This window comes from Candidatus Methylomirabilota bacterium, assembly GCA_036005065.1.
GTDB lineage: Bacteria > Methylomirabilota > Methylomirabilia > Rokubacteriales > DASRDR01 > DASYQW01.
Genome location: DASYQW010000078.1, coordinates 1 through 19,100, shown reverse-complemented (window position 1 = coordinate 19,100; position 19,100 = coordinate 1). Strand labels below are relative to the sequence as shown.

19 protein-coding genes are annotated in these 19,100 nt (G+C 70.7%); 17 read left to right on the top strand and 2 right to left on the bottom strand.

What is annotated here, in order from left to right:
* The 7 genes from VGW35_06065 to VGW35_06035 all read left to right on the top strand — a co-directional run bounded on the left by VGW35_06065 (window position 1) and on the right by VGW35_06035 (window position 8,009).
* A complete protein-coding gene (locus VGW35_06065) occupies window positions 1–1,206 on the top strand; it encodes a beta-propeller fold lactonase family protein (GenBank protein HEV8307215.1) in 1,206 nt (401 codons plus the stop codon).
* A 22-nt stretch (window positions 1,207–1,228) separates the two neighbouring features.
* On the top strand, window positions 1,229–2,104 hold the full coding sequence (locus VGW35_06060; protein ID HEV8307214.1) for a universal stress protein: 876 nt from the start codon (window positions 1,229–1,231) through the stop codon (window positions 2,102–2,104).
* 41 nt (window positions 2,105–2,145) lie between these two features.
* Window positions 2,146–2,616 (top strand): cbb3-type cytochrome c oxidase subunit I, encoded by a 471-nt coding sequence (locus VGW35_06055; GenBank protein ID HEV8307213.1) that lies wholly within the window; start codon window positions 2,146–2,148, stop codon window positions 2,614–2,616.
* 593 nt (window positions 2,617–3,209) lie between these two features.
* Complete coding sequence (locus VGW35_06050; protein HEV8307212.1) at window positions 3,210–4,361, top strand: c-type cytochrome; 1,152 nt, start codon at window positions 3,210–3,212, stop codon at window positions 4,359–4,361.
* Window positions 4,362–4,541: 180 nt separating this feature from the next.
* A complete protein-coding gene (locus VGW35_06045; protein ID HEV8307211.1) occupies window positions 4,542–4,988 on the top strand; it encodes a CYCXC family (seleno)protein in 447 nt (148 codons plus the stop codon).
* Window positions 4,985–6,934 carry a 4Fe-4S binding protein gene (locus tag VGW35_06040; GenBank protein HEV8307210.1) on the top strand — a complete coding sequence of 650 codons (1,950 nt, stop codon included), beginning with the start codon at window positions 4,985–4,987 and terminating at the stop codon, window positions 6,932–6,934. Before VGW35_06045 ends, VGW35_06040 begins: the two co-directional genes overlap by 4 nt.
* Window positions 6,935–6,977: 43 nt before the next feature.
* Window positions 6,978–8,009: an ethylbenzene dehydrogenase-related protein gene (locus VGW35_06035; protein HEV8307209.1), complete on the top strand. Its 1,032-nt coding sequence runs from the start codon at window positions 6,978–6,980 to the stop codon at window positions 8,007–8,009.
* Between the two features lie 121 nt (window positions 8,010–8,130).
* On the opposite strand, the gene VGW35_06030 is transcribed toward VGW35_06035, so the two are convergent.
* Complete coding sequence (locus VGW35_06030; protein HEV8307208.1) at window positions 8,131–8,574, bottom strand: CBS domain-containing protein; 444 nt, start codon at window positions 8,572–8,574, stop codon at window positions 8,131–8,133.
* A gap of 49 nt (window positions 8,575–8,623) precedes the next feature.
* Window positions 8,624–9,124, bottom strand: a complete 501-nt coding sequence (locus VGW35_06025) for a universal stress protein (GenBank protein HEV8307207.1) — start codon at window positions 9,122–9,124, stop codon at window positions 8,624–8,626.
* A 329-nt stretch (window positions 9,125–9,453) separates the two neighbouring features.
* On the opposite strand from VGW35_06025, the gene VGW35_06020 reads away from it, so the two are divergent.
* From VGW35_06020 to VGW35_05975, 10 genes are all read left to right on the top strand, one after another.
* Window positions 9,454–10,644 carry a c-type cytochrome gene (locus VGW35_06020; protein HEV8307206.1) on the top strand — a complete coding sequence of 397 codons (1,191 nt, stop codon included), beginning with the start codon at window positions 9,454–9,456 and terminating at the stop codon, window positions 10,642–10,644.
* Between the two features lie 59 nt (window positions 10,645–10,703).
* Window positions 10,704–11,996: a multiheme c-type cytochrome gene (locus VGW35_06015; protein ID HEV8307205.1), complete on the top strand. Its 1,293-nt coding sequence runs from the start codon at window positions 10,704–10,706 to the stop codon at window positions 11,994–11,996.
* An 11-nt stretch (window positions 11,997–12,007) separates the two neighbouring features.
* Window positions 12,008–12,463, top strand: coding sequence for a ubiquinol-cytochrome c reductase iron-sulfur subunit (locus VGW35_06010; GenBank protein ID HEV8307204.1), 456 nt, complete (start codon window positions 12,008–12,010; stop codon window positions 12,461–12,463).
* 2 nt (window positions 12,464–12,465) lie between these two features.
* Window positions 12,466–13,563 carry a cytochrome bc complex cytochrome b subunit gene (locus tag VGW35_06005; GenBank protein HEV8307203.1) on the top strand — a complete coding sequence of 366 codons (1,098 nt, stop codon included), beginning with the start codon at window positions 12,466–12,468 and terminating at the stop codon, window positions 13,561–13,563.
* The gene (locus VGW35_06000) at window positions 13,560–14,189 is read left to right on the top strand and encodes a c-type cytochrome (GenBank protein ID HEV8307202.1); all 630 of its coding nucleotides are present in this window, start codon (window positions 13,560–13,562) and stop codon (window positions 14,187–14,189) included. The genes VGW35_06005 and VGW35_06000 overlap by 4 nt, the downstream gene beginning before the upstream one ends.
* A 15-nt stretch (window positions 14,190–14,204) precedes the next feature.
* Window positions 14,205–14,558 carry a c(7)-type cytochrome triheme domain-containing protein gene (locus tag VGW35_05995; protein ID HEV8307201.1) on the top strand — a complete coding sequence of 118 codons (354 nt, stop codon included), beginning with the start codon at window positions 14,205–14,207 and terminating at the stop codon, window positions 14,556–14,558.
* A 10-nt stretch (window positions 14,559–14,568) separates the two neighbouring features.
* A complete protein-coding gene (locus VGW35_05990; protein ID HEV8307200.1) occupies window positions 14,569–15,513 on the top strand; it encodes a NapC/NirT family cytochrome c in 945 nt (314 codons plus the stop codon).
* On the top strand, window positions 15,510–16,847 hold the full coding sequence (locus tag VGW35_05985; GenBank protein HEV8307199.1) for a cytochrome c3 family protein: 1,338 nt from the start codon (window positions 15,510–15,512) through the stop codon (window positions 16,845–16,847). The genes VGW35_05990 and VGW35_05985 overlap by 4 nt, the downstream gene beginning before the upstream one ends.
* Window positions 16,848–17,106: 259 nt before the next feature.
* Entirely contained in the window at window positions 17,107–18,066 is a 960-nt protein-coding gene (locus VGW35_05980; GenBank protein ID HEV8307198.1) for a DmsE family decaheme c-type cytochrome, read from the top strand.
* Window positions 18,067–18,075: 9 nt separating this feature from the next.
* Window positions 18,076–19,100, top strand: a 1,025-nt coding sequence (locus VGW35_05975) for an MtrB/PioB family outer membrane beta-barrel protein (protein HEV8307197.1), incomplete at its 3' end; no start/stop codon positions are given.

Below are 19,100 nucleotides of genomic sequence, written 5' to 3'. Positions count from 1 at the left end.
GTGCGCCGCTCAGCTCCGCTTCGCCACCTCCTCGGGGCCGGCCTCGCCTTGGCCCTCGCGCTGCCGCCCTTCGGGGCGGCAGCCGACGAGGGCGAACGGCTCTTCACCCGTTCGTGCGGCATCTGCCACTCGCTCGACCGGCCGCGGTCGAAGCGCTGGGACGAAGCGAAGTGGCGGGAGGCGGTTGAGCGGATGCGGTCCTATGGCGCCCAGATCTCCCCGGAGCAGGCTGGGGAGATCGTCGAGTTCCTGGCCCGGACGGCGGGCCCGACCGTTCCCGAGGCGGGCTCGGCGCCGGTGGCGGCGGCGCCCGGGGCGGTCGGGGCCGTGGCCCGCGCCGCGGTCGTGCACGAGGATAGCGGGGACGTCTGGGTGCTCGACACGACATCGGGCGACGTGCTGGGCAAGGTCAAAGTGGGGAAGCTCCCGCACGGCCTGGCCGTGTCGCCGGACGGCCGCACGCTCTACGTCACCAACATGGGGTCGGACGACATCACGGTCATCGACCTCGCGCGCCTGACCGCGAGCAGAATGGGCGGCACCGGGCGCAACCCGCACGAGGCCGCCGTCAGCCCGGACGGCCGGTTCCTCTACGTGTCGAACGCGTCCTCGGCCTCCGTCACGGTGCACGACATGGCGCGGCACGCGAGCGTCGCCCGGATCCGGGTGGGCCGGTTCCCGCATGGCATCGCGATCGCGCCGGACGGGAAGGCGGTCTACGTCGCGAACATGGACTCGGCCTCGATCTCGGTGATCGATACGCGCACCCACCGCGTGGTCGCCACCATCAAGACCCCCGCCGGGCCCCATCGGGTGGAGGTCTCGCCCGACGGCACCCGGCTCTTCGTGGTCGCCGCCGACGCGGACCGACTCGTCGTGATCGACGCGCGGCGCCGCGAGGTGCTACGCGCGATTCCCGTCGGCAAGGAGCCTTACGCCATGGCGCTGACGGCGGACGGCGGCGTCTGGGTGGCGGCGGCCGCCGGGAAGACCGTGGAGCTCGTGGATCCCCAGGCGGGCGTGGTCAACCAGCGGATCCCGCTGCCCGGACATCCCCACGACGTCGCCCTGACGCCCGACGGGACGACGCTGTGGGTCGCGGACGTGGACCGGAACCGCGTGTACCTGGTCGACACGGGAGGCGGCGCGGTCACCACCGCGATTCCGGTCGGGCAGCGGCCCCACCTGATCCGTCTTCTGCCGTGACGCTGGAGCGGAGGCGCACGCGATGAAGGCCGTGGAACGGATCCTCTGCGCGACGGATCTGTCCCCGGCCTCGGGGGCGGCGTGGGCGTTCGCCCAGCGGCTCGCGCTGGCGGCGAAGGCCGAGCTCGTCCTCCTGCACGTCATGCCGTCCATCCCCGTCCCCGAAGCGGGTCCCCTCGACGCGTCGGCGTTCGAGCGCCTCGCCGATGAGCTCAGGGCGCAGCGGCTCGCCGAGCTGGGTCGCTTCGCCGAGTTCGTGATCGACGATCGGCTCCCGGTGACCGTCCGGGTGGAGGAAGGCCTGGCCGCTGAGCGGATCCTCGCCACGGCCGATAAGGACGGCGCGGGGCTCGTCGTCGTCGGTACCCACGGCCGGACCGGACTGGACCGACTCCTTCTGGGATCGGTGGCGGAGGAGGTGATCCACCGGGCCAGCTGCCCGGTCGTGACGGTGCGGCCCATCCCCGGGGTGATGGAGGCGGCCGGCCGCCGGCTCCGGCGGATCGTGTACGCGACGGACTTTTCGCCGGCGTCAGCGAAGGCCTGGCCCTGGGCCCGGGTGGTGATGGAGGCGACGGCCGGGGAGGTCGACCTGCTCCACGTCCTTCTCCCAGACGGCCCTGAGCGCGAGCCGGCCCGGCGTGAGCTCGAGCAGTGGGTCGCTGCCGGAGATCTCCCCTCCGGGCGAACGCAGGTCCACGTCGCTCAGGGTGGCGCGGCCGACGAGATCGTCCGGCTGGCCCGGGCTCGACGCGCCGACTTGATCGTGCTGGGCACGCACGGCCGCACCGGCCTCACGCGCCTGGCGCTCGGCAGCGTCGCCCGCCAGGTCCTTCACCTGGCCCCATGCCCCGTGCTCACCGTGGGACCCTCTGTCGCAGCCGGGCCCACGCGCTGAGGAGCTCCCGCCGGATCGCACTCGACGCCGGGTAGAGAGGCGTGCCGCTCCTCATCCGCCGCTACGTCAAGACGAGCTTCGTCTTCCTCCTCCTCGGGCTCGCGCTCGGCGGCTACATCACCGTCGAGGTCAACCTCCGCGGGCGCGGTGTGCCATGGCCGCTGGTCACTGCCCACGTGCACCTCCTCCTGGTGGGCTTCATGCTCACGCTCGTCTTCGGGGTGGCGACGTGGATGTTCCCCCGGCCTGCGCGAGGTGACGAGCGCTATCGGCCGTGGCTCGCCGAGGCGACCTACTGGCTCCTGACGCTCTCGACGGCGGTCCGCACCCTCGGCGAGCTGGGTTCGGCGGCGGCCGGGTCCCGCGGCGACTCCGTCCTGGCGGCAGTGGGAGGCCTCGGGCAGGTGGGCGCCGCGCTCCTTTTCGTCGTCAACATGTGGGTGCGCGTCAGGATGCCGGCGCTGGCGCCGCCGGTCGAGCGCAATCGGCCTCCGCCGCCCCCGGCGTCTTGATACGGCTCGGTGTCAGGCTGCCGTCCGCCTCCGGCGCTCGGGTCGAACCCGGCTCACGTCCGAGAGGGCCGGCGAATCGGAGGAGGACCGCCGGCCCGCCCAGACTTCGAGGCAGCCGTCGTGGCGACACTGGCACCGCGCCCCGCTCGGCATGTCGTCCGGACCACACCAGAGCGAGCACGTGAAGTCCGTGGTTTCGCAGAAGCAGGTGGGGCTCGCGCACAACTGCGGTGCCTTCATTGCCGTCCTCTCCTCCCGTCGAGCGGGTGGCTCCCAGCGCTTCGCGCGAGGCCATACCCGGTACGGCCCCCTGAAGCAAGTCCATTTGACGGCAAAGGCCGGGCGAGGTTCATGATCCCGGCAACCCATTTCCCTCCTCCGTTTGACTCATGCCGCACAGTCAGGTCGGTCGACCGCCGAGCCGGTCTCCGGCGCGCGACGCGGCCGGTCCTTCCGCCGAAGTCGAACGTTGAGGACCCGGAGTTCGGTGGTATCATCGGCCTCAGCGCGAGGCGCCCGGGGAATGCGGCCTGCGCGACGGCGATCCGCTCCCGTGACTCCGCATACAGAGGAAGGCGTCGATGAGCCGAGGCATGGCCTGGGCGAGCATCGCGGTGGCACTGCTTCTCTCCGCCGCGTCGGCGTCGGCGCAAGAGCAGCCCCCTTATCCCTTCGCGCCCAGCCTGGCGAACGTCGCCGGCGGCAAAGTCTTCGCGGAGAAGGGGTGCGGCCTGTGTCACGCGATTCGCGGGCTGGGCGCGACGGCGGGCCCCGATCTCACCCGGATCGACCGGAAGAGCTTCTTCGACCTCGGCGCGGCGATGTCCAATCACCTGCGCGGAGTCAACATTCGGAAGCCGCCGCTCAGCTCCGAAGAGGTGACCACCCTCATCGCGTTCCTGTTCACCCTCCAGTACTACGACGTAGCGGGCGACGCGAAGAGCGGCGAGCGGCTCTTCACCGCCAAAGGCTGCATTCAGTGTCATGAAGTCGGCGGCAAGGGCGGCCGGCGCGGCCCCGGCCTGGACTTCCTCAAGCGCGCGGCCTCGCCCGTGCTGGTGGCCGCCGCGCTCTGGAACCACGGACCGGAGATGGCCGAGCAGCTCGAGAAGGCGGGCATCCCGCGGCCGACCTTCGAGGGGAAAGAGCTCGCGGACATCAGTGCCTACATCCTGGAGAGCGCCCAGGTGGGCGCCGGCGGGCTCGAGCGGGTCGCGCCCGGGGTTCCCGAGCGCGGCGCGAAGCTCTTCGCCGCCAAGCAGTGCATCGTCTGCCACTCGGTGGGGGGCAAGGGCGGCAAGGTGGGACCCGAGCTGGGCCGGCGGCACCACGTGAGCCTCACCGAGTTCGCGGCCACGATGTGGAATCACGGGCCGAAGATGTGGGCGCGAATGCAGGAGCGCAGAATCCAGGTCCCTCGGCTCAAAGGGCAAGAGATGGCGGACATCGTGGCCTATCTCTATGTCTCCCACTACTTCGACCAGGAGGTCGGCCCGGCCCGCGGCCAACAGGTGGTGGCGGACAAGGGATGCCTGACCTGTCACGCGGCCCGCGGCGCCGGTGGAAAGCTCGCCGCGGACTTGACGACCTACAAGGCCCTCCGGTCGTCGGCCGGCCTGGTGGCTGCGCTCTGGAACCACCCGCGCTATCTGGAGAAGGAGCGGAAGGAAGTGCTCTGGCCCCTGCTCACCGGCCCCGAGCTGGCGGACATGGCGGCCTACCTCGGTTCGCTGCCGAAGAAGTAGCCCCGCCCCTTCCGGGTGGGGCGGCGGCGCCTCACCCGACCCTCGGGTGCCCCTTCGGGGCGAGGACTCCGACGGGCGTCCCTCCAAGTTTTCGGCCACTTACACATTCGCCGTCGCTGGCACAGCCGTTGCTCCGTCTTCGGAGCTGGGTTACTGACGCTGACCAGGGGAGGGAGTGTCATGGCAGGGCGTCACGGCTGGGGCTGGGGGCTGGCCGCTCTCGCGGCCGGCCTGGTCGTCGGAGCCGGGGTCCTTTGGTGGCGGGCCGAGGCACCGCCCTCGGCGCGCGGCGCCGACGGCCCGGTCCTGTCGGCGTCGAGGGCTCCGGCACCGGCCGCGGGGCGCCGGGAGATGCGGCCGACCCTCGACCCGGCGCGCTTCGTCGGCAAAGCCGCCCGGGCCCATCAGGTCGCCCGCGAGATCCCGGACGTCCTCGACCGGCTCTACTGCTATTGCGAGTGCGACAAGCATGTCGGCCACAAGAGCCTGCTCTCCTGTTACACCGACGGCCACGCGGCCACCTGAGACATCTGCATGGACGAGGCGCTGGACGCGTCTCGCATGGTGAAGGCGGGGTACTCGGTGGCCGAGATCCGCGCCGCGATCGACGCGAAGTACGGCCGATGATCGCGCGCCTGCTGGGGGCCGGGCTCCTCGCGCTCATGCCCGCCGCGGTCGCCGCCCACGGCGAGCACGGCGGGGCCAAGGCGCTCGGGGAGACGACCGTGGTCACGGTCCAGGGCTACCAGGTCGAGCTCATGAGCCATCCGGGCCCGCTCGCTCGCGGTCAGGAAGGTCATCTCGTGGCCCGGATTCTGACCGACTCATCGGGAGCGCCGGTAGCCGGCGGCCGGGTGCGGCTGAGCCTCGCTCCGGCGGGCGCGGCTCACGCGCCGCAGGCGGCACCCGAGCTGACGTGGGCCGGCAGCTACACCCTTCCGGTGATCCCCACGCGGGGCGGCCCCCACCAGGTGCGCGTGATCCTGGACGAGCTCCAGGGCCGCCAGTTCGAGCCGCCACTGACCGTGGACTTTCCGGTCGCGGTCGGACCGGCTCCGGGCATGGGCGCGCCCGGGTGGGCGCTGCTGGCTCTCGCGACCGGCCTCGCCGTCTTCGGCCTTTACGGCATCGTCCTCCGAGCCCGGCTGGTGCATTCGGCGGAGGACAGCCTGAACCTTCTCGACGTCCGGTGGCTGCGGCGCCTCCTGACCTGGCCGGGCTTCCAGCCCTCGCTCCAGATCCCGCTCCTCCTCCTCATGGGGGTCGTGGTCGTGCTCGGGTTCATCGACGTCCAGGACGGCGGGGTCAACCTCGCCACCAAGCTCACCTGGACGATCTGGTGGGCGGGGATCATCTTCACGTTTTTCCTCCTGGGCCGCGTGTGGTGCCTGGCCTGCCCGTTCGGGGCGCTGAACGAATGGGCCTCGCGGCTCGCGGCGCCCCTCCGCCGGCTTCCGGCTCCGTTCCGCAACCTGTGGTGGGCGACCGGGACGTTCGTCCTCCTGACCTGGGCCGACGAGCAGCTCGGGGTCGTGCGCTCGCCCCGGGTGACCGCCTGGATCGTGCTCTTCTTCGCGGGACTCGCGGTAGCGGTCGGCCTCCTCTACCAGCGCCGGAGCTTCTGCCGCCACCTCTGTCCGATCGGTGGGCTCATCGGGATATACTCGATGGTGGCTCCGCTCGAGCTTCGCGCCCGGGACCGCGCGGTGTGCGCGGCCGACCCCGACAAGGCCTGCTACCGAGGCGGAGGGATGGCGGCGTCCGGGTGCCCGATGTTCGAGTTCCCGGGCAGCATGGACCGGAACAACTACTGCACCCTCTGCGCCCGCTGCGTGACCGCCTGCGGCCGGGAGAACCTCGCGCTGCGGATTCGGGCGCTGGGCAAGGACCTCTGGGCGTCCCGACGGCGCCTCCTCGACGAGTCCTATCTGGCGGTCGCGCTCGTCGGCCTCACGCTTCTGGTGACCGCTCAGATGCTGACGGGCTGGCCGGCCTGGATCTCGGCGCTGGCCCAGTGGCTTCCGCCGGCGGTCCGCGGCGGGCTGAAGCCCGTCACCTACTTGGGGATCGTGGAGTCCGGCGTCCTGCTCGGCGGCAGCCTGGTCGCGGTGCCGCTCGCGGTCCTCGGCGGCGCGGCGGTGGCTGATCGCCTGGTCGGGGACGGTCGTCTGGGGATTCGTCGAACCTTCGTCGTCTTCGGCTACATGTTCGTCCCGGTCGGGCTGGCCGTGCACTTGGCCCACAACCTGGCGCACCTGCTCGGGGAAGGCGCCGGGATCGTCCCGGTGGTCCAGCGCGCCGTGTCCGTCTACACTCCCTTCTCCGTGGGCGTGCCCGACTGGGGCGTCCGCCCGCTCGCGCCCGAGCCGGTCATCGCCGTCTTCCAGATGGCCTTCGTGATCGGCTTCTTCGTCCTCTCGCTTCACGCGGGACACCGGCTGGCGCTCCGCGCGTACCCGGATCCCCGGACGGCGAGCCGCGCGCTCATCCCGATGGCGACGCTGTCCTTGCTCTTCACCCTGGCCGCGATCGCGTTGCTGATGCAGCCCATGGGAATGCGTCACGGCATGTAGGGCCATGCCCCCCAGATCCGGGGGGCGCAGAAAGGAGAGTGACATGCGAGGCTCCTGGAAGTGGACACTCCCGGCCGTCGTGCTGGCGGCGGGCGTGGCGCTCGGGCTCTTCGTCGGACAGCCCGACGCGCAGCAGAAGACCGTCCTGACCGCGAAAAAGGTCGCTGCCGGGCCGACGCTGGACGGCACCATGAAGGACGTCTGGAAGGGCGCCGCGCCGCTCACCGTCAAGGTCCTCGGCGGCAAGAACCTGCCGGGCGGGTCGACGGAGGTGACCATCCGCTCCCTCTACACCGACGAGATGGTCTATTTCCTCGTCCAGTACAAGGACGCCACCCACAGCCTCCAGCGGTCGCCGTGGAAGAAGCAGGCCGACGGGTCATGGAAGAAGCTGACGGACCCGACCGACAAGGGCGGCGACAACAACCTCTACTACGAGGACAAGATCTCGATCTTCTGGAACATCAGCTCGCCGGCGTTCGAGCAGAAGGGCTGCTTCTCGGCGTGCCACCTCGGCGAAGGGAAGCCGTTCGGCAACATGTACACGCCGAGCGCCGGGGAGCTCCTGGACAACTGGCACTGGAAGAGCGTGCGGACCGGCCCCGTCGGGCAGGTGGACGACCAGTACGTGGACGGCACCCGCTACGACAAGGAGAAGTCGCCCGAGGCCGGCCGGAAGAGCGACCCGAAAACCGGCGGCGGCTACGTTGACAACGTGAGCGACGACAAGAAGGGGCCGAAGTCCGCGCTGCCGGGGAACAAGCCGGCGCCGCCCTACTGGATCCTCGACGCCGAGAAGGAGCCGTTCGACGACGCGAAGTACAAGGCCGGTGACGAGGTGCCGGGGATCATCATCGCGCCGTTCGCCGGGGACCGCGGCGACATCGCGGCCAAGGCTGCCTGGAAGGATGGCATGTGGACCATCGAGATCGCCCGGAAGCGCGTCACCCAGAGCGAGTTCGACGTCCAGTTCAATGATCCGAAGAAGCAGTACGCCTTCGGCGTAGCCGTCTTCGACAACGCCTCGGTGCGCCACGCGTACAGTCCGGGCGTGCTGAAGCTCGTGTTCGAATAACTTCGCCGCCGGCCGTTCGCCGGGAGGGCGGACCCCTCCCGGCGAACATACACGATGCGATCAGGCGGGAGGCCGCGGAGGACGCCCCGGGCTACCGCTCGGTGCGCCCGGCTTCGAGGTCTCAGCGGGGGGCGACGCCGACCCGCGGCATCCCGGGCGCTTCCTGCGTGTGCAGGAACGCGCGCAGCAGGTCCGTCTCGGTGATGATGCCGACGAAGCGGCCGTCTTCCATCACCGGGAGGGCGCCGATCGTGTGGGCCAGCATCAGCCGCGTCGCCGCGGCGATGTCGCGGTCCGCGCCGACGGTGATGACGGTCCGGGTCATGATCTCGCCGACCGTCAGTCGGGCCAGGACGTATTTCACCTCCCAGACCGACAGGCTCGTCGCCGGGGACGGCAGGTTCAGCCGGACGTCCCGGTCGGTCACGATCCCGACCAGTTCCGCCCTCTCGGTGACCGGAAGGTGCCTCACGTGCCGCTCCTGCATGAGCTGCCGGGCCCGGAACACGGCCATGTCGGGGGGTACGGTGATGGGTGACGGCGTCATCCAGTCCTTCACGCGCATGGGAGCCTCCCTCTCAGCCCCGGCTGCTGCCGATGAGCATGGCGAGCTTTCAGGAGGGGCGCTCGGCGATCGACCACGGCCGCGCGAGCTCCCTGACCGGCGGCGCCACGACCGGCGCCTGCTGCGGTCGGATCAGGAGAATGGGAGTCGCCGTGCCGCGGAGCACGGACTCGGCGACGCTGCCCATGATGAGCCGTCCCAGACCGCTTCGGCCGTGAGTCGTCATGACGATGAGATCCACCTTGCGGTAGCGGGCGGCCTCGATGATCGCGTAGGCGGCGCCGCCGTACCAGACCAGTGGCTCCGCGTCGGACACCCCCTGAGTCGCCAGCCGTTCCGATACCCCGCGGAGGTATTCTTCGGCCTCCTCGATGACCCGCACCTGGGCGTCCGTCGACTCGACGCCGAGGAGCCTGTGGGCCTGGGCGGCCCGCAGGAGCAGCAGCCGCGCCCCGGAACACCGCGCCAGGTCCATCGCCGTCGGGAGCGCGCTCTCGGCCAGGGCCGACCCATCCAGTGGAACGAGGATCGTATCGAGCTTGAGCGTCATCGGGTTCTCCCCCTCTCCAGTGCGCCGAAGTTCGGTTCGCCGAAAAGGCGTGTGCAACGGCAGTGCCACGCGACGACGCATTACAATCCGGTACTTGCGGGTGGCAGCCCGGGCGGCTTTCCGGGGAACTGGGACATGGACGCCCCACCGCGACCCCCGTGCCACAACTCGCGAACGGCGCAGCCGCGATCCAGCGGGCGGCATCGTCGATTCGGAGAAGGCGGCGTCCCCGCGATTTGCGAGGCGCCCGGGAACGCAGTAGGATACCCGGGCGTCAGCGCTGCCGTGCGCGAGGACGGGCTCGCGTGTCTGGTCTTCGGGAGGGCACGATGACCGGGACCCTGGGATGGTCGGCTCTGGTGGCTGTCCTTCTTCTCGGCGTCATCTCACCCCTCGGCGCTCAGCCGCTCGGGAGCCCGATCCAGGACCCGTTTGAAGGCTCGCGGGTGTTCGGGGCCAAGGGCTGCGTCCGGTGCCACGCCATCGAGGGGGCGGGAGGCAAGGTTGGGCCCGACCTCGCGCGCCTCCCGGGCCCGCACTCCTTCTACGATCTCGCGGCCGCCCTGTGGAACCACCTGCCGCGCATGGCCGATCGGATGCGGCAGCTCAACGTCCCCCGTCCGTTCCTGAACGCGCGCGAGGCCGGTGACCTCGTCGCCTTCCTCTACACCCGCAACTACTTCGACCTGCCCGGGAAGCCGCCGGCCGGCCGCCGCCTCTTCGGCGAGAAGAAGTGCGTGGTCTGCCATCAGGTGGGCGGGGTCGGCGGCGTGGTCGGGCCGAACCTCGACTTCCTCAAGCAGTACGGCTCGCCGATCTTCATCGCGGCGGCGATGTGGAACCACGGCCCCACCATGGCCGAGGCGATGCGCGCCCGCGGGATTCCGCGGCCGACCTTCGAGGGGTCGGAGCTGCTGGACCTGATCGCCTACGTCAAGGCGGCCTCGCCGTTGGCTCCCGAGGAGCCGCTCGTCGTCCTGCCGGGCCGGGCCGCCGAGGGACGCCGGCTCTTCGCCGAGAAGCGGTGCGCCGACTGTCACGGCGTCGCCGGGAAGGGCGGCGGGATCGGGCCCGACCTGGCCGAACGCGGAGCCCAGCGGAGCTTGACGCAGTTCGCGGCGGCGATGTGGAACAAGGCTCCGGCGATGTTGGACGCCATGCGCTCCCGCGGCATCCCGGTCCCCCAGCTCCGCGGCGACGAGATGGCCGACATCGTGGCCTACCTCTACGCCGTCCAGTACTTCGCCGCAGCGGGTGACGCGCGGAAGGGCGCGGCACTCGCGAAGGACAAGGGATGCCTCGGTTGCCACACGATCCAGGCCAAGGGCGGGAAGGCGCCGACCGACCTCGCCCGGGTCCCGGGCCTCGATTCGCCGGCGGCGGTCATCGCGGCCATGTGGAACCACTCCTTCGTCGGCGCCGGCGCCCAGGGCCTGCCGAAGGGCCGCTGGGCCGAGGTCCGGGCCGGCGAGATGGCCGACCTCGCGGCCTTCCTGCGGTCGCTCGAGCGGGCGCCGTGAGCGGGCCCGGGCCGATCCCCGTCGCCCCGGGTCGTCCTCGGCGCAGCGAGGGTATGCCCATGATCGGTCCCGGCCACATCGCGGCGGTCATCGGCGTCGCGCTGTTCGGCCTCCTGGCCTGGGCATCCCCGGCACGTGCGCAGCCACCGTCCGAGAGCTGCGGCACCTGCCACCTCGAGATGGGCGACGAGCGGCTGGCCAGGCCCGTCAAGGACTACACCGGCGACATCCACGCGGCCAAGGGGTTCGGCTGCGCCGCCTGCCATGGCGGCGATCCCAAGGCCACCGGGATGGAGGCGATGGACCCGGCCAAGGGGTACATCGGGAAGCCCGAGCGGGCGCAGGTCGCCCAGGTGTGCGGGCGCTGCCACTCGGACGCCCGGTTCATGAAGCGGTACAATCCCTCGCTGCGGGTCGACCAGGTCGCGGAGTACCAGACCTCCGTGCACGGCCGGCGTCTCAAGGAGCGCGGCGATCCCAAGGTCGCGGTCTGCGCGAGCTGCCATCCCGCCCACTCGATCCGGCCGCCCTCGGACTCCAAGTCGAGCGTGCATCCGCTCCACGTGGCCGAGACATGCGGGCGCTGCCACGCGGACCCCAAGTACATGGCGGAGTACAAGATCCCGACCGATCAGGTGCCCCGGTACATGGCCAGCGTGCACTGGCAGACGATGTCGGTGAAGGGTGACCTGTCGGCGCCGACCTGCAACGACTGTCACGGCAACCACGGCGCCGCGCCGCCAGGGGTCTCGTCGGTGGGGAACGTGTGCGGGCAGTGCCACGCGGTGCAGGCCGACCTCTTCGCCAAGAGCGTCCACGCCCGGGCGTTCCTCCAGATGGGCGCGCCCGGCTGCGCGACCTGTCACGACAACCACGAGATCAAGTCCGCCAGCGACGAGATGCTGGGGCTCGGCGACAAGGCCGTCTGCGTGGCCTGCCACGGCCCCGATGACAAGGGCGGCCGGGCCGCCACCGAGATGCGGGCGCTCATCGACTCGGTGCGGGCCGAAACGGGCAAGGCACGCGGCGTCCTGGTCCGCGCGGAGCAGGCGGGCATGGAGGTCACCCAGGCCCAGTTCGATCTCAACGGGGCCAAGGATGCCCTGATCAAGGCCCAGGCGGCCGTCCACGCGTTCGCGCTGGACGCGGTGAAGAAAGAGGCCGAGCCGGGGCTGGCGGTCAGCGCGAAGGCGTATGGCCGGGGCGTGCGGGCGCTGGAGGAGCTTCAGTTCCGCCGCAAGGGGCTGGCGGTCTCGGTGGTCATCATCCTCGCGCTGATCGGCGGGCTCGTGCTCAAGATCCGCCAGCTCGACCGCCAGGCGGCGCGACGCGAATCACGAGAATCGGAGTAGGAGGACGGGCGATGGCCGACCAGGCGCTGGCCGCCGAGCCGACGCGACGGGGCTTCATCAACTGGTTCCTCGGCACGACCGCGGGGGCGTTTCTGCTCGCGGTGCTCTATCCGGTGGCCCGGTACCTGGTCCCACCGCCGGCCGGGGAGTCTGCCAGCGGGACGGTGACGCTCCCGATCAAGCCCGACGAGGTGAAGCCGAACAGCGGGCAGATCTTCAAGTTCGGCAACCGGCCCGGCATCCTGGTCCGGACCCCGGCCGGCGAGCTCCGGGCCTTCTCGGCCGTGTGCACCCACCTCAACTGTACCGTGCAGTACCGGCCCGATCTCAGCCACATCTGGTGCGCCTGCCACAACGGACACTTCGACCTCAACGGCAAGAACATCGCCGGCCCGCCGCCCCGGCCGCTGGAGCCGCTGGTCGTCAACACGCGCGGGGCCCAGATCGTGGTGGCGAAGGGAGCCTGACGTTGGCGGCGCCCGACAAGCCGCACGGCCGGGTCTGGCACTGGCTCGACGCGCGCGTGGGCCTGGCCGAGGTGGAGAAGCTCGCCAAGAAGAAACAGGTGCCGGTCCACCGGCACACCGTCTGGTACTACTTCGGCGGGATGACCCTCTTCCTCTTCACGGTCCAGGTGGCGACCGGGATCCTGCTGCTCTTCTACTACCGGCCGAGCGCCGAGGAGGCCTACGAGTCGGTCCAGTTCCTGATGGCGGAGGTGGAGTTCGGCTGGCTCATCCGCTCGATCCACGCCTGGTCGGCGAACCTGATGATCTTCACGCTGTTCGTCCATCTCTTCAGCGTGCTCCTGCTCAAGGCCTACCGTCAGCCGCGCGAGATCACCTGGGTGTCGGGGATAGGGTTGATGGCCCTGGCCCTGGGGTTCGGCTTCACCGGCTACCTGCTCCCGTGGAACGAGCTCGCGTTCTTCGCCACCAAGGTCGGGACCGAGATCACGGGCGCGGTGCCCGTCGCCGGATCGTTCCTCCGCCGGCTCCTCCGCGGCGGCGACGAGGTGACGGGGGCGACGCTCACCCGCTTCTACGGGATCCACGTGGCGGTCCTCCCCGCCCTGACCATGGGCCTCCTCGGTCTTCACCTCTTCCTGGTCCAGCGCCACGGCATGGGCGTTCCCCCCGGCGTCGAGCGGCGACAGGCCGCGCCGCGCACCATGCCCTTCGTCCCGAACTTCCTCCTGCGCGACCTGGTCGGGTGGCTGTCGGCGCTGGCCATCCTGGCCGCCCTGGCCGCCTACTTCCCGACGGAGCTGGGGAAGAAGGCGGATCCCTTCGCACCGGCGCCGATCGGGATCAAGCCCGAGTGGTACTTCATGTTCATGTTCAAGGCCCTGAAATACCTGCCGAGCGACATTCTGGGCATCGAGGGGGAAATCGTCGGCGTGGTCGGGTTCGGTCTGGGCGGCCTGTTCCTGCTGCTCGTTCCCTTCCTGGATCGGCGGGCGGCGCGGGGCCAGCCCGGCCGCGTCTTCACCTGGATCGGCATCGGCCTCATCCTCTTCATCGTCGTGCTCACGTATCTGGGCTACACTGAAGTGGCGACGCGATGATCCGCGCCCGGCTGGCGGCGCCCTGGGTCGCGGTTCTCGGCCTCGCCGTCCTGGGCGCCGCGGCAGCCGGGGAGACGCCGGGAGACGCCACCCGGGGCCGCGCCGTGTTCGCGGGGAAGGGGTGTGGGCGCTGCCATCTGCGACGCGACGAGGGACAGGGGATGGGGCCGCCGCTGGAGGCGATCCGCCGGCCCCAGGGCATGCTCGAGCTGGCGGGGCGGCTCTGGAACCACGCCCCGGCCATGTTCGCCACCGTCGAGCAGGAAGGGCTCAAGTGGCCGGACATGACCCGCGAGCAGATGGCCGACCTCATGGCCTATCTCCAGGCCGACCCCACCCGTGATCCCACCCCCGTCCCCCTCCAGGGCCAGGTCGTCCTGGTTCGGAAGGGGTGTCTGAAGTGTCACCGGCTCCGCGGCGAGGGCGGCACGGAGGCGATCGAGCTGACCGCATACCACGGTCGCTACGCATCGCCGGTGGTGTGGGCCACCACGATCTGGAACCATGCCCCGCGGATGGCGGGGGCGGCGAGGCGGCTCGGCATTCTCTACCCGCGCTTCTCGGGCGACGAGATGGCGAACCTCGTCGAGTTCTTGAGGAGCACGACCGCCGCGACGACGAAATAACCGGAGGAGCGGTCCATGCGATTCAGCGCGCTCATCGGCCTCGCGCTCGCCGCCGGCCTCGGCGTGGTCCTGGGGGCCGGCGTGCCCGGCTTCGGCCAGGTCAAGGCGCCGCCCGACTTCGTGCTGGAGAAAGGCGAGTCGAGCCCCGGCCCGGTCACCTTCAGCCACGACAAGCACAAGGCCAAGGTCGACAAGTGCACGACCTGCCACATGAAGACCTTCAAGATGAAGCGGGGCCAGTCCGGTCCGATCACGCTGGAGGCCCTGCAGCAGGGGAAGTTCTGCGGCAGCTGCCACGACGGGAAGACGAAGATCGCCGGGACGGTGGTCTTCGCCATCGACAACTGCGAGAAGTGCCACCCCCAGTGACCGGGCGCCGATGACGGCGGAGGGGCTGCCGGAAGCGAGCCGGGCGCCTCGGAGGTCCCGTCGCCGTCGTCTCGTTCTCCTCGCGCTGGCGGCGGTGGTCGTCGTGGGCATCGTGGGAACGGCGGGACTCTGGCAGGTGAGCAGCAGCCCCCGGTTCTGCAACTCGTGCCACATCATGGGCCCCTACGTCCAGGGCTGGAAGGCCTCGAAGCACGCGGCGGTCGCGTGCGTGCAGTGCCATTACCCCCCCGGCTTCCGCGACACGCTCCGGGTCAAGTTCGAGGCGATGACCCAGGTCGCCAAATGGGCCACGGGGACCTACAACTCCAAGCCCTTCGCCGAGGTCGAGGATGGGAGCTGCCTCCGGTCGGGCTGTCACTCGTCCGCCCAGCTCGCGGCCCAAGGCATGGTCGTCTCGGGGCCGGGCATCCGGTTCGACCACCGGCCGCATCTCGACCCGGCGAAGACCGGCCGGCAGCTCCGCTGCACGAGCTGCCACTCCCAGATCATCGTGGAACGGCACTTCGAGGTTGATCGGCGGGCCTGCTTCGTCTGTCATTTCAAAGGGACGAAGCACGGCCGCGAGCTCACGCCGATCGCCGGGTGCACCGGCTGTCACGAACCCCCGAAGCGCGACTTCCTGATCGGGGCCGTGCGGTTCAACCACGAGGACGTCGTGCGCCGCGGCGTGGCCTGCCAGAAGTGTCATCTGAGCGTCGTCGAAGGGGAAGGGGAATCCCCGCGCGAGCGGTGCCTCACCTGCCACAACCAGCCGGAGAAGCTCCAGCGCTACGCGGACACACGCCTCCTCCACGACGCCCACGTCACGCGCCACCCCATCGAGTGCATCCGGTGCCACAGCGAGATCCGACACAAGCTGCCGCCACCCATCGGGATCCCGACGGCTTCGGACCCGCCGGGGGATGCGGTGGTGGCCGCCGCCCCCCACTCGTGACGCGGCGGGCGCTCGTCCTTCTCGTGCTCGGCCTCGTCGCCGGCTGGAGCCCCGGCGCCTCGGCTCAGCCCGCCCAGACGCCGCCATCCACGCCGGGGCGCGGCGCCGAGGCGCGCCCGCCGTCCGCCCCGCACCCGGGCGGCGAGCTCGACTGCCAGAAGTGCCACGTGGGCAAGCACCAGGGCGTGGTGCGGATGTACCTCGGCACCGGCGGGCGAGGGGCGCCGATGATCCCGAGCCACATGCTCCAGGTACGCGTGGAGTGTGTCGCCTGCCACATCGCGCCCAAGGAGGAGGCGGAGCGGGCCCGGCTGGTCGGGCAGACGTTTCGGCCGAGCGAGCAGGCATGCGTCGGCTGTCACGGCGGGAAGTACCGGGGAATGCTCGAGCGCTGGGTGACGACCCTCGCCAGGATGCAGGCGATCATCGCGCCGAAGCTGGCGGCGGCGCGGATGGCGCTGTCGGAGGCGAAAACGAAGGATCCCAAGCAGGCGCGGGCCGGGCGTCTCGTCGGCGACGCGGAGTTCAACACGCGCTTCGTCGCCTTCGGGAAGGGCGTCCACAACGTCTTCTACGCCGGCGACCTCTTGAAGCTGGCGAACGGGTGGCTGGACGAGGCGATGCCCTTGCTGGGCAAGGCGCCGGTCAAGGCGGATGACACGCTCGTGCGCGGTGGCTACTGCGGCGTCCTCTGTCACGAGCAAGCCCGAGTGAAGTTCCGAGAGACGGTGACATTCGGTACGCAGCGAGTTCCGCACGGCCGGCACGTCGCCGAGTTCGGAGCGGTGTGCACCGTCTGCCACTCGGCGGAGGTCCACAAGGCGGTGACGGCGACGCCGGCGACCTGCTCGTCCTGTCACCACAGCCCGCAGAACGATCGGTGCGAGTCTTGCCACCGCGCCCAGGCGGCCTTCTACCGGGGCCAGGTGGCGACGACTCTCGTCAAGGTCGAGCCGAACATCATGGCCGAAGCCGTCCCCTGCACGGGCTGTCATGACTTCTCCCGGAAGCACTCGCGCCGGGCAGTCGGTGAGAAGTGCCTCGGCTGTCACGAAGCCCCGTACCTGGCGCTCCTCGGGGAGTGGACGGCGGGGTTCGACAAGGACGCCGCCCGGACCGCCTCGGCCCTCCAGCAGGCGGGAACGGCCGTGGCGAGCGCCCGCCAGGTCGGGACGCCGGCGGCCGGCGCGGAGGCGCTCATCAAAGACGCGCGCGAGGCCCTGGGGCTCGTCCGCGCCGCGCGTCCGGCCCACAACCCGCTGGCGGCCGACGCGCTCCTCGAGCTGGCGCGCCAGAAGGCGGCGACCGCGCGCGAGGAGGCCGGGCGCCGCTGAGTTGAACTCGGAGGGAGCTACCCCCCTCCGATCGGGTGGCGCGTGGTCGAGCATGAGCACGGGAGCCCCGCCCATTCTTTCACGGGCGCTGAGCCGCCGGGCGCGGCGCCCACCTCCCGAGCCGGGCCCGTGCGCTGATCGCCATCGGTGGCCCCACCAGTGGAATAATGCAAACGCACTATTGACAGCCCTTCAAGGGGCACGCTACGCTCCTGCCGATTCTGCGCCCGCTTCTCGTCGTCTTGGGGAGACACTGAGAATGAGTCGACGGAGTAGTCTGTCGGCTGGTATCGGTCCCGCCCTCGGCGCCCTGCTCATCGTCCTCGCGCTCTCCTCCTGTCGGCCGGTCCAGACCGCCTCACCCCGCCCGCTCGCGCCCCCGTCCGCGGAGGCCGGCTATGTCGGGGCCGAGACGTGCAAGGGTTGCCACCAGGAGCAGTTCGAGAAGTTCAGCCACACGAAGATGGGACGGCTCTTTCTCCACCAGCCGCGCAACGAGTGGGAGCGCGCCGCCTGCGAGACCTGTCACGGCCCGGGCAAGGCGCACGTCGAGGCCGGCGGCGGGAAGGGCGTCGGCGGCCTGATCTCGTTCGGGAAGAAAGATCCGACGCCGGTCGAGCAGCGGAACGCCGTCTGCCTCACGTGCCACGAGCGGACCGCTCGCCTCTTCTGGCAGGGCAGCCCCCACGAGTCGCGGGACGTCGCCTGCACGAACTGCCACCGCATCATGGAAGACGTCTCGCCGAAGTTCCAGCTCGCCAAGGCGACCGAGATCGAGACCTGCGGGCAGTGCCACCTCGAGCGGCGGGCTCAGCAGATGCGCTCCTCCCACATGCCGCTGCGCGAAGGCAAGATGACCTGCACCTCGTGCCACAATCCCCACGGCTCGGTCACGCCCACCCTGCTCAAGGAGAACTCCGTCAACGACACCTGCTTCACCTGCCACGCCGAGAAGCGGGGGCCGTTCCTGTGGGAGCACGCGCCGGTGACGGAGAGCTGCACGAACTGTCACGATCCGCACGGCTCGAACCACGAGAACATGCTGAAGGTCGCCAAGCCGCGACTCTGCCAGCAGTGTCACGTCGAGACGCGGCACCCGACCCGCCCGTACGGCACGGACCCCGGCTCCCTGAAGTTCGTCCTCGGGCGGGCGTGTGCGAGCTGTCACGTCAACATCCACGGCTCGAACCATCCCTCGGGCTTCGCCTTCACCCGATAGGAGGCCGTCATGTCGGCGCGGACGGCGCGGCTGGTCCTGGCGGCGGTGGCGGTGCTGGGCGCGACGGGGACGGCATCCGCCCAGACGCCGGTCTTCGGGCTGCAGATCGAGGGCGAGGTCGAGCTGGGCGGGCGATTCTACATCGACCGGCCGGCCAGGGAAAACCGGGCGAAGCTCGAGGAGTACCGCGACCTCTCGGAGCAGCCCTTCGGCGCCTTCCGCCTGCGGCTCTTCCGGCCGGACGAGAGCTACGCCACCGAGCTGGGCGGCGACAAGATCGGGCAGGACGACCAGGAGTTCTTCCTGTCCACGGGCCGCAGCGGCGTCTGGCGATTCGACTTCGACTGGAACCAGATTCCGCACCTGCTCTCGACCAATGCGCGGCTCCTCGCCAGTGAGCCGTCTCCCGGGGTCTTCACCCTGCCCACGCCCCGGCCCCCCCTGGCGGCGTACAACCGGGCGCCCACGCGCGACGTCGGCGTCCAGTGGGACCAGGGGCGCTTCGAATTCGCGCTGACCCCGACGCCGGACCTCGACGTCAAGCTCGAGTACACCCGGATCAAGAAGGACGGGGAGCGGCCCTTCAGCCTGGCGATGGGGAGCCCCGGCGGCAACTTCTACGAGGTGCTGCAGCCGATCGACCAGACGATCCACGACGCCCGCCTCCGCGGCACGTGGGCGGGCGGCTGGTGGCAGGTCCAGGGCGGCTACACCCTCTCCCTCTTCACCAACGACAACCAGGCGGTCGTGGCCGACAATCCCTGCTTCCGCCTCGCGGCCTGCGGCGCCGACGCGGCCGGCCCCGCCCGCGGCCGGTCGTCGCTGCCGCCGGAGAACATGGCGCAGACGGTCTGGCTGGCGGGTGGCGTGAACCTCCCGATGCGGACCCGGGTGACCGCCAACGCCGCCTACAGCCTCCGGCTGCAGGACGACACGTTCCTCCCCCACACCATCAACCCGGCGATCTCCTCCCGGACCCTGGCGCTTCCCGCCCAGGACCTCGACGGCAAGGTGGGGACGTTCCTGTTCAACCT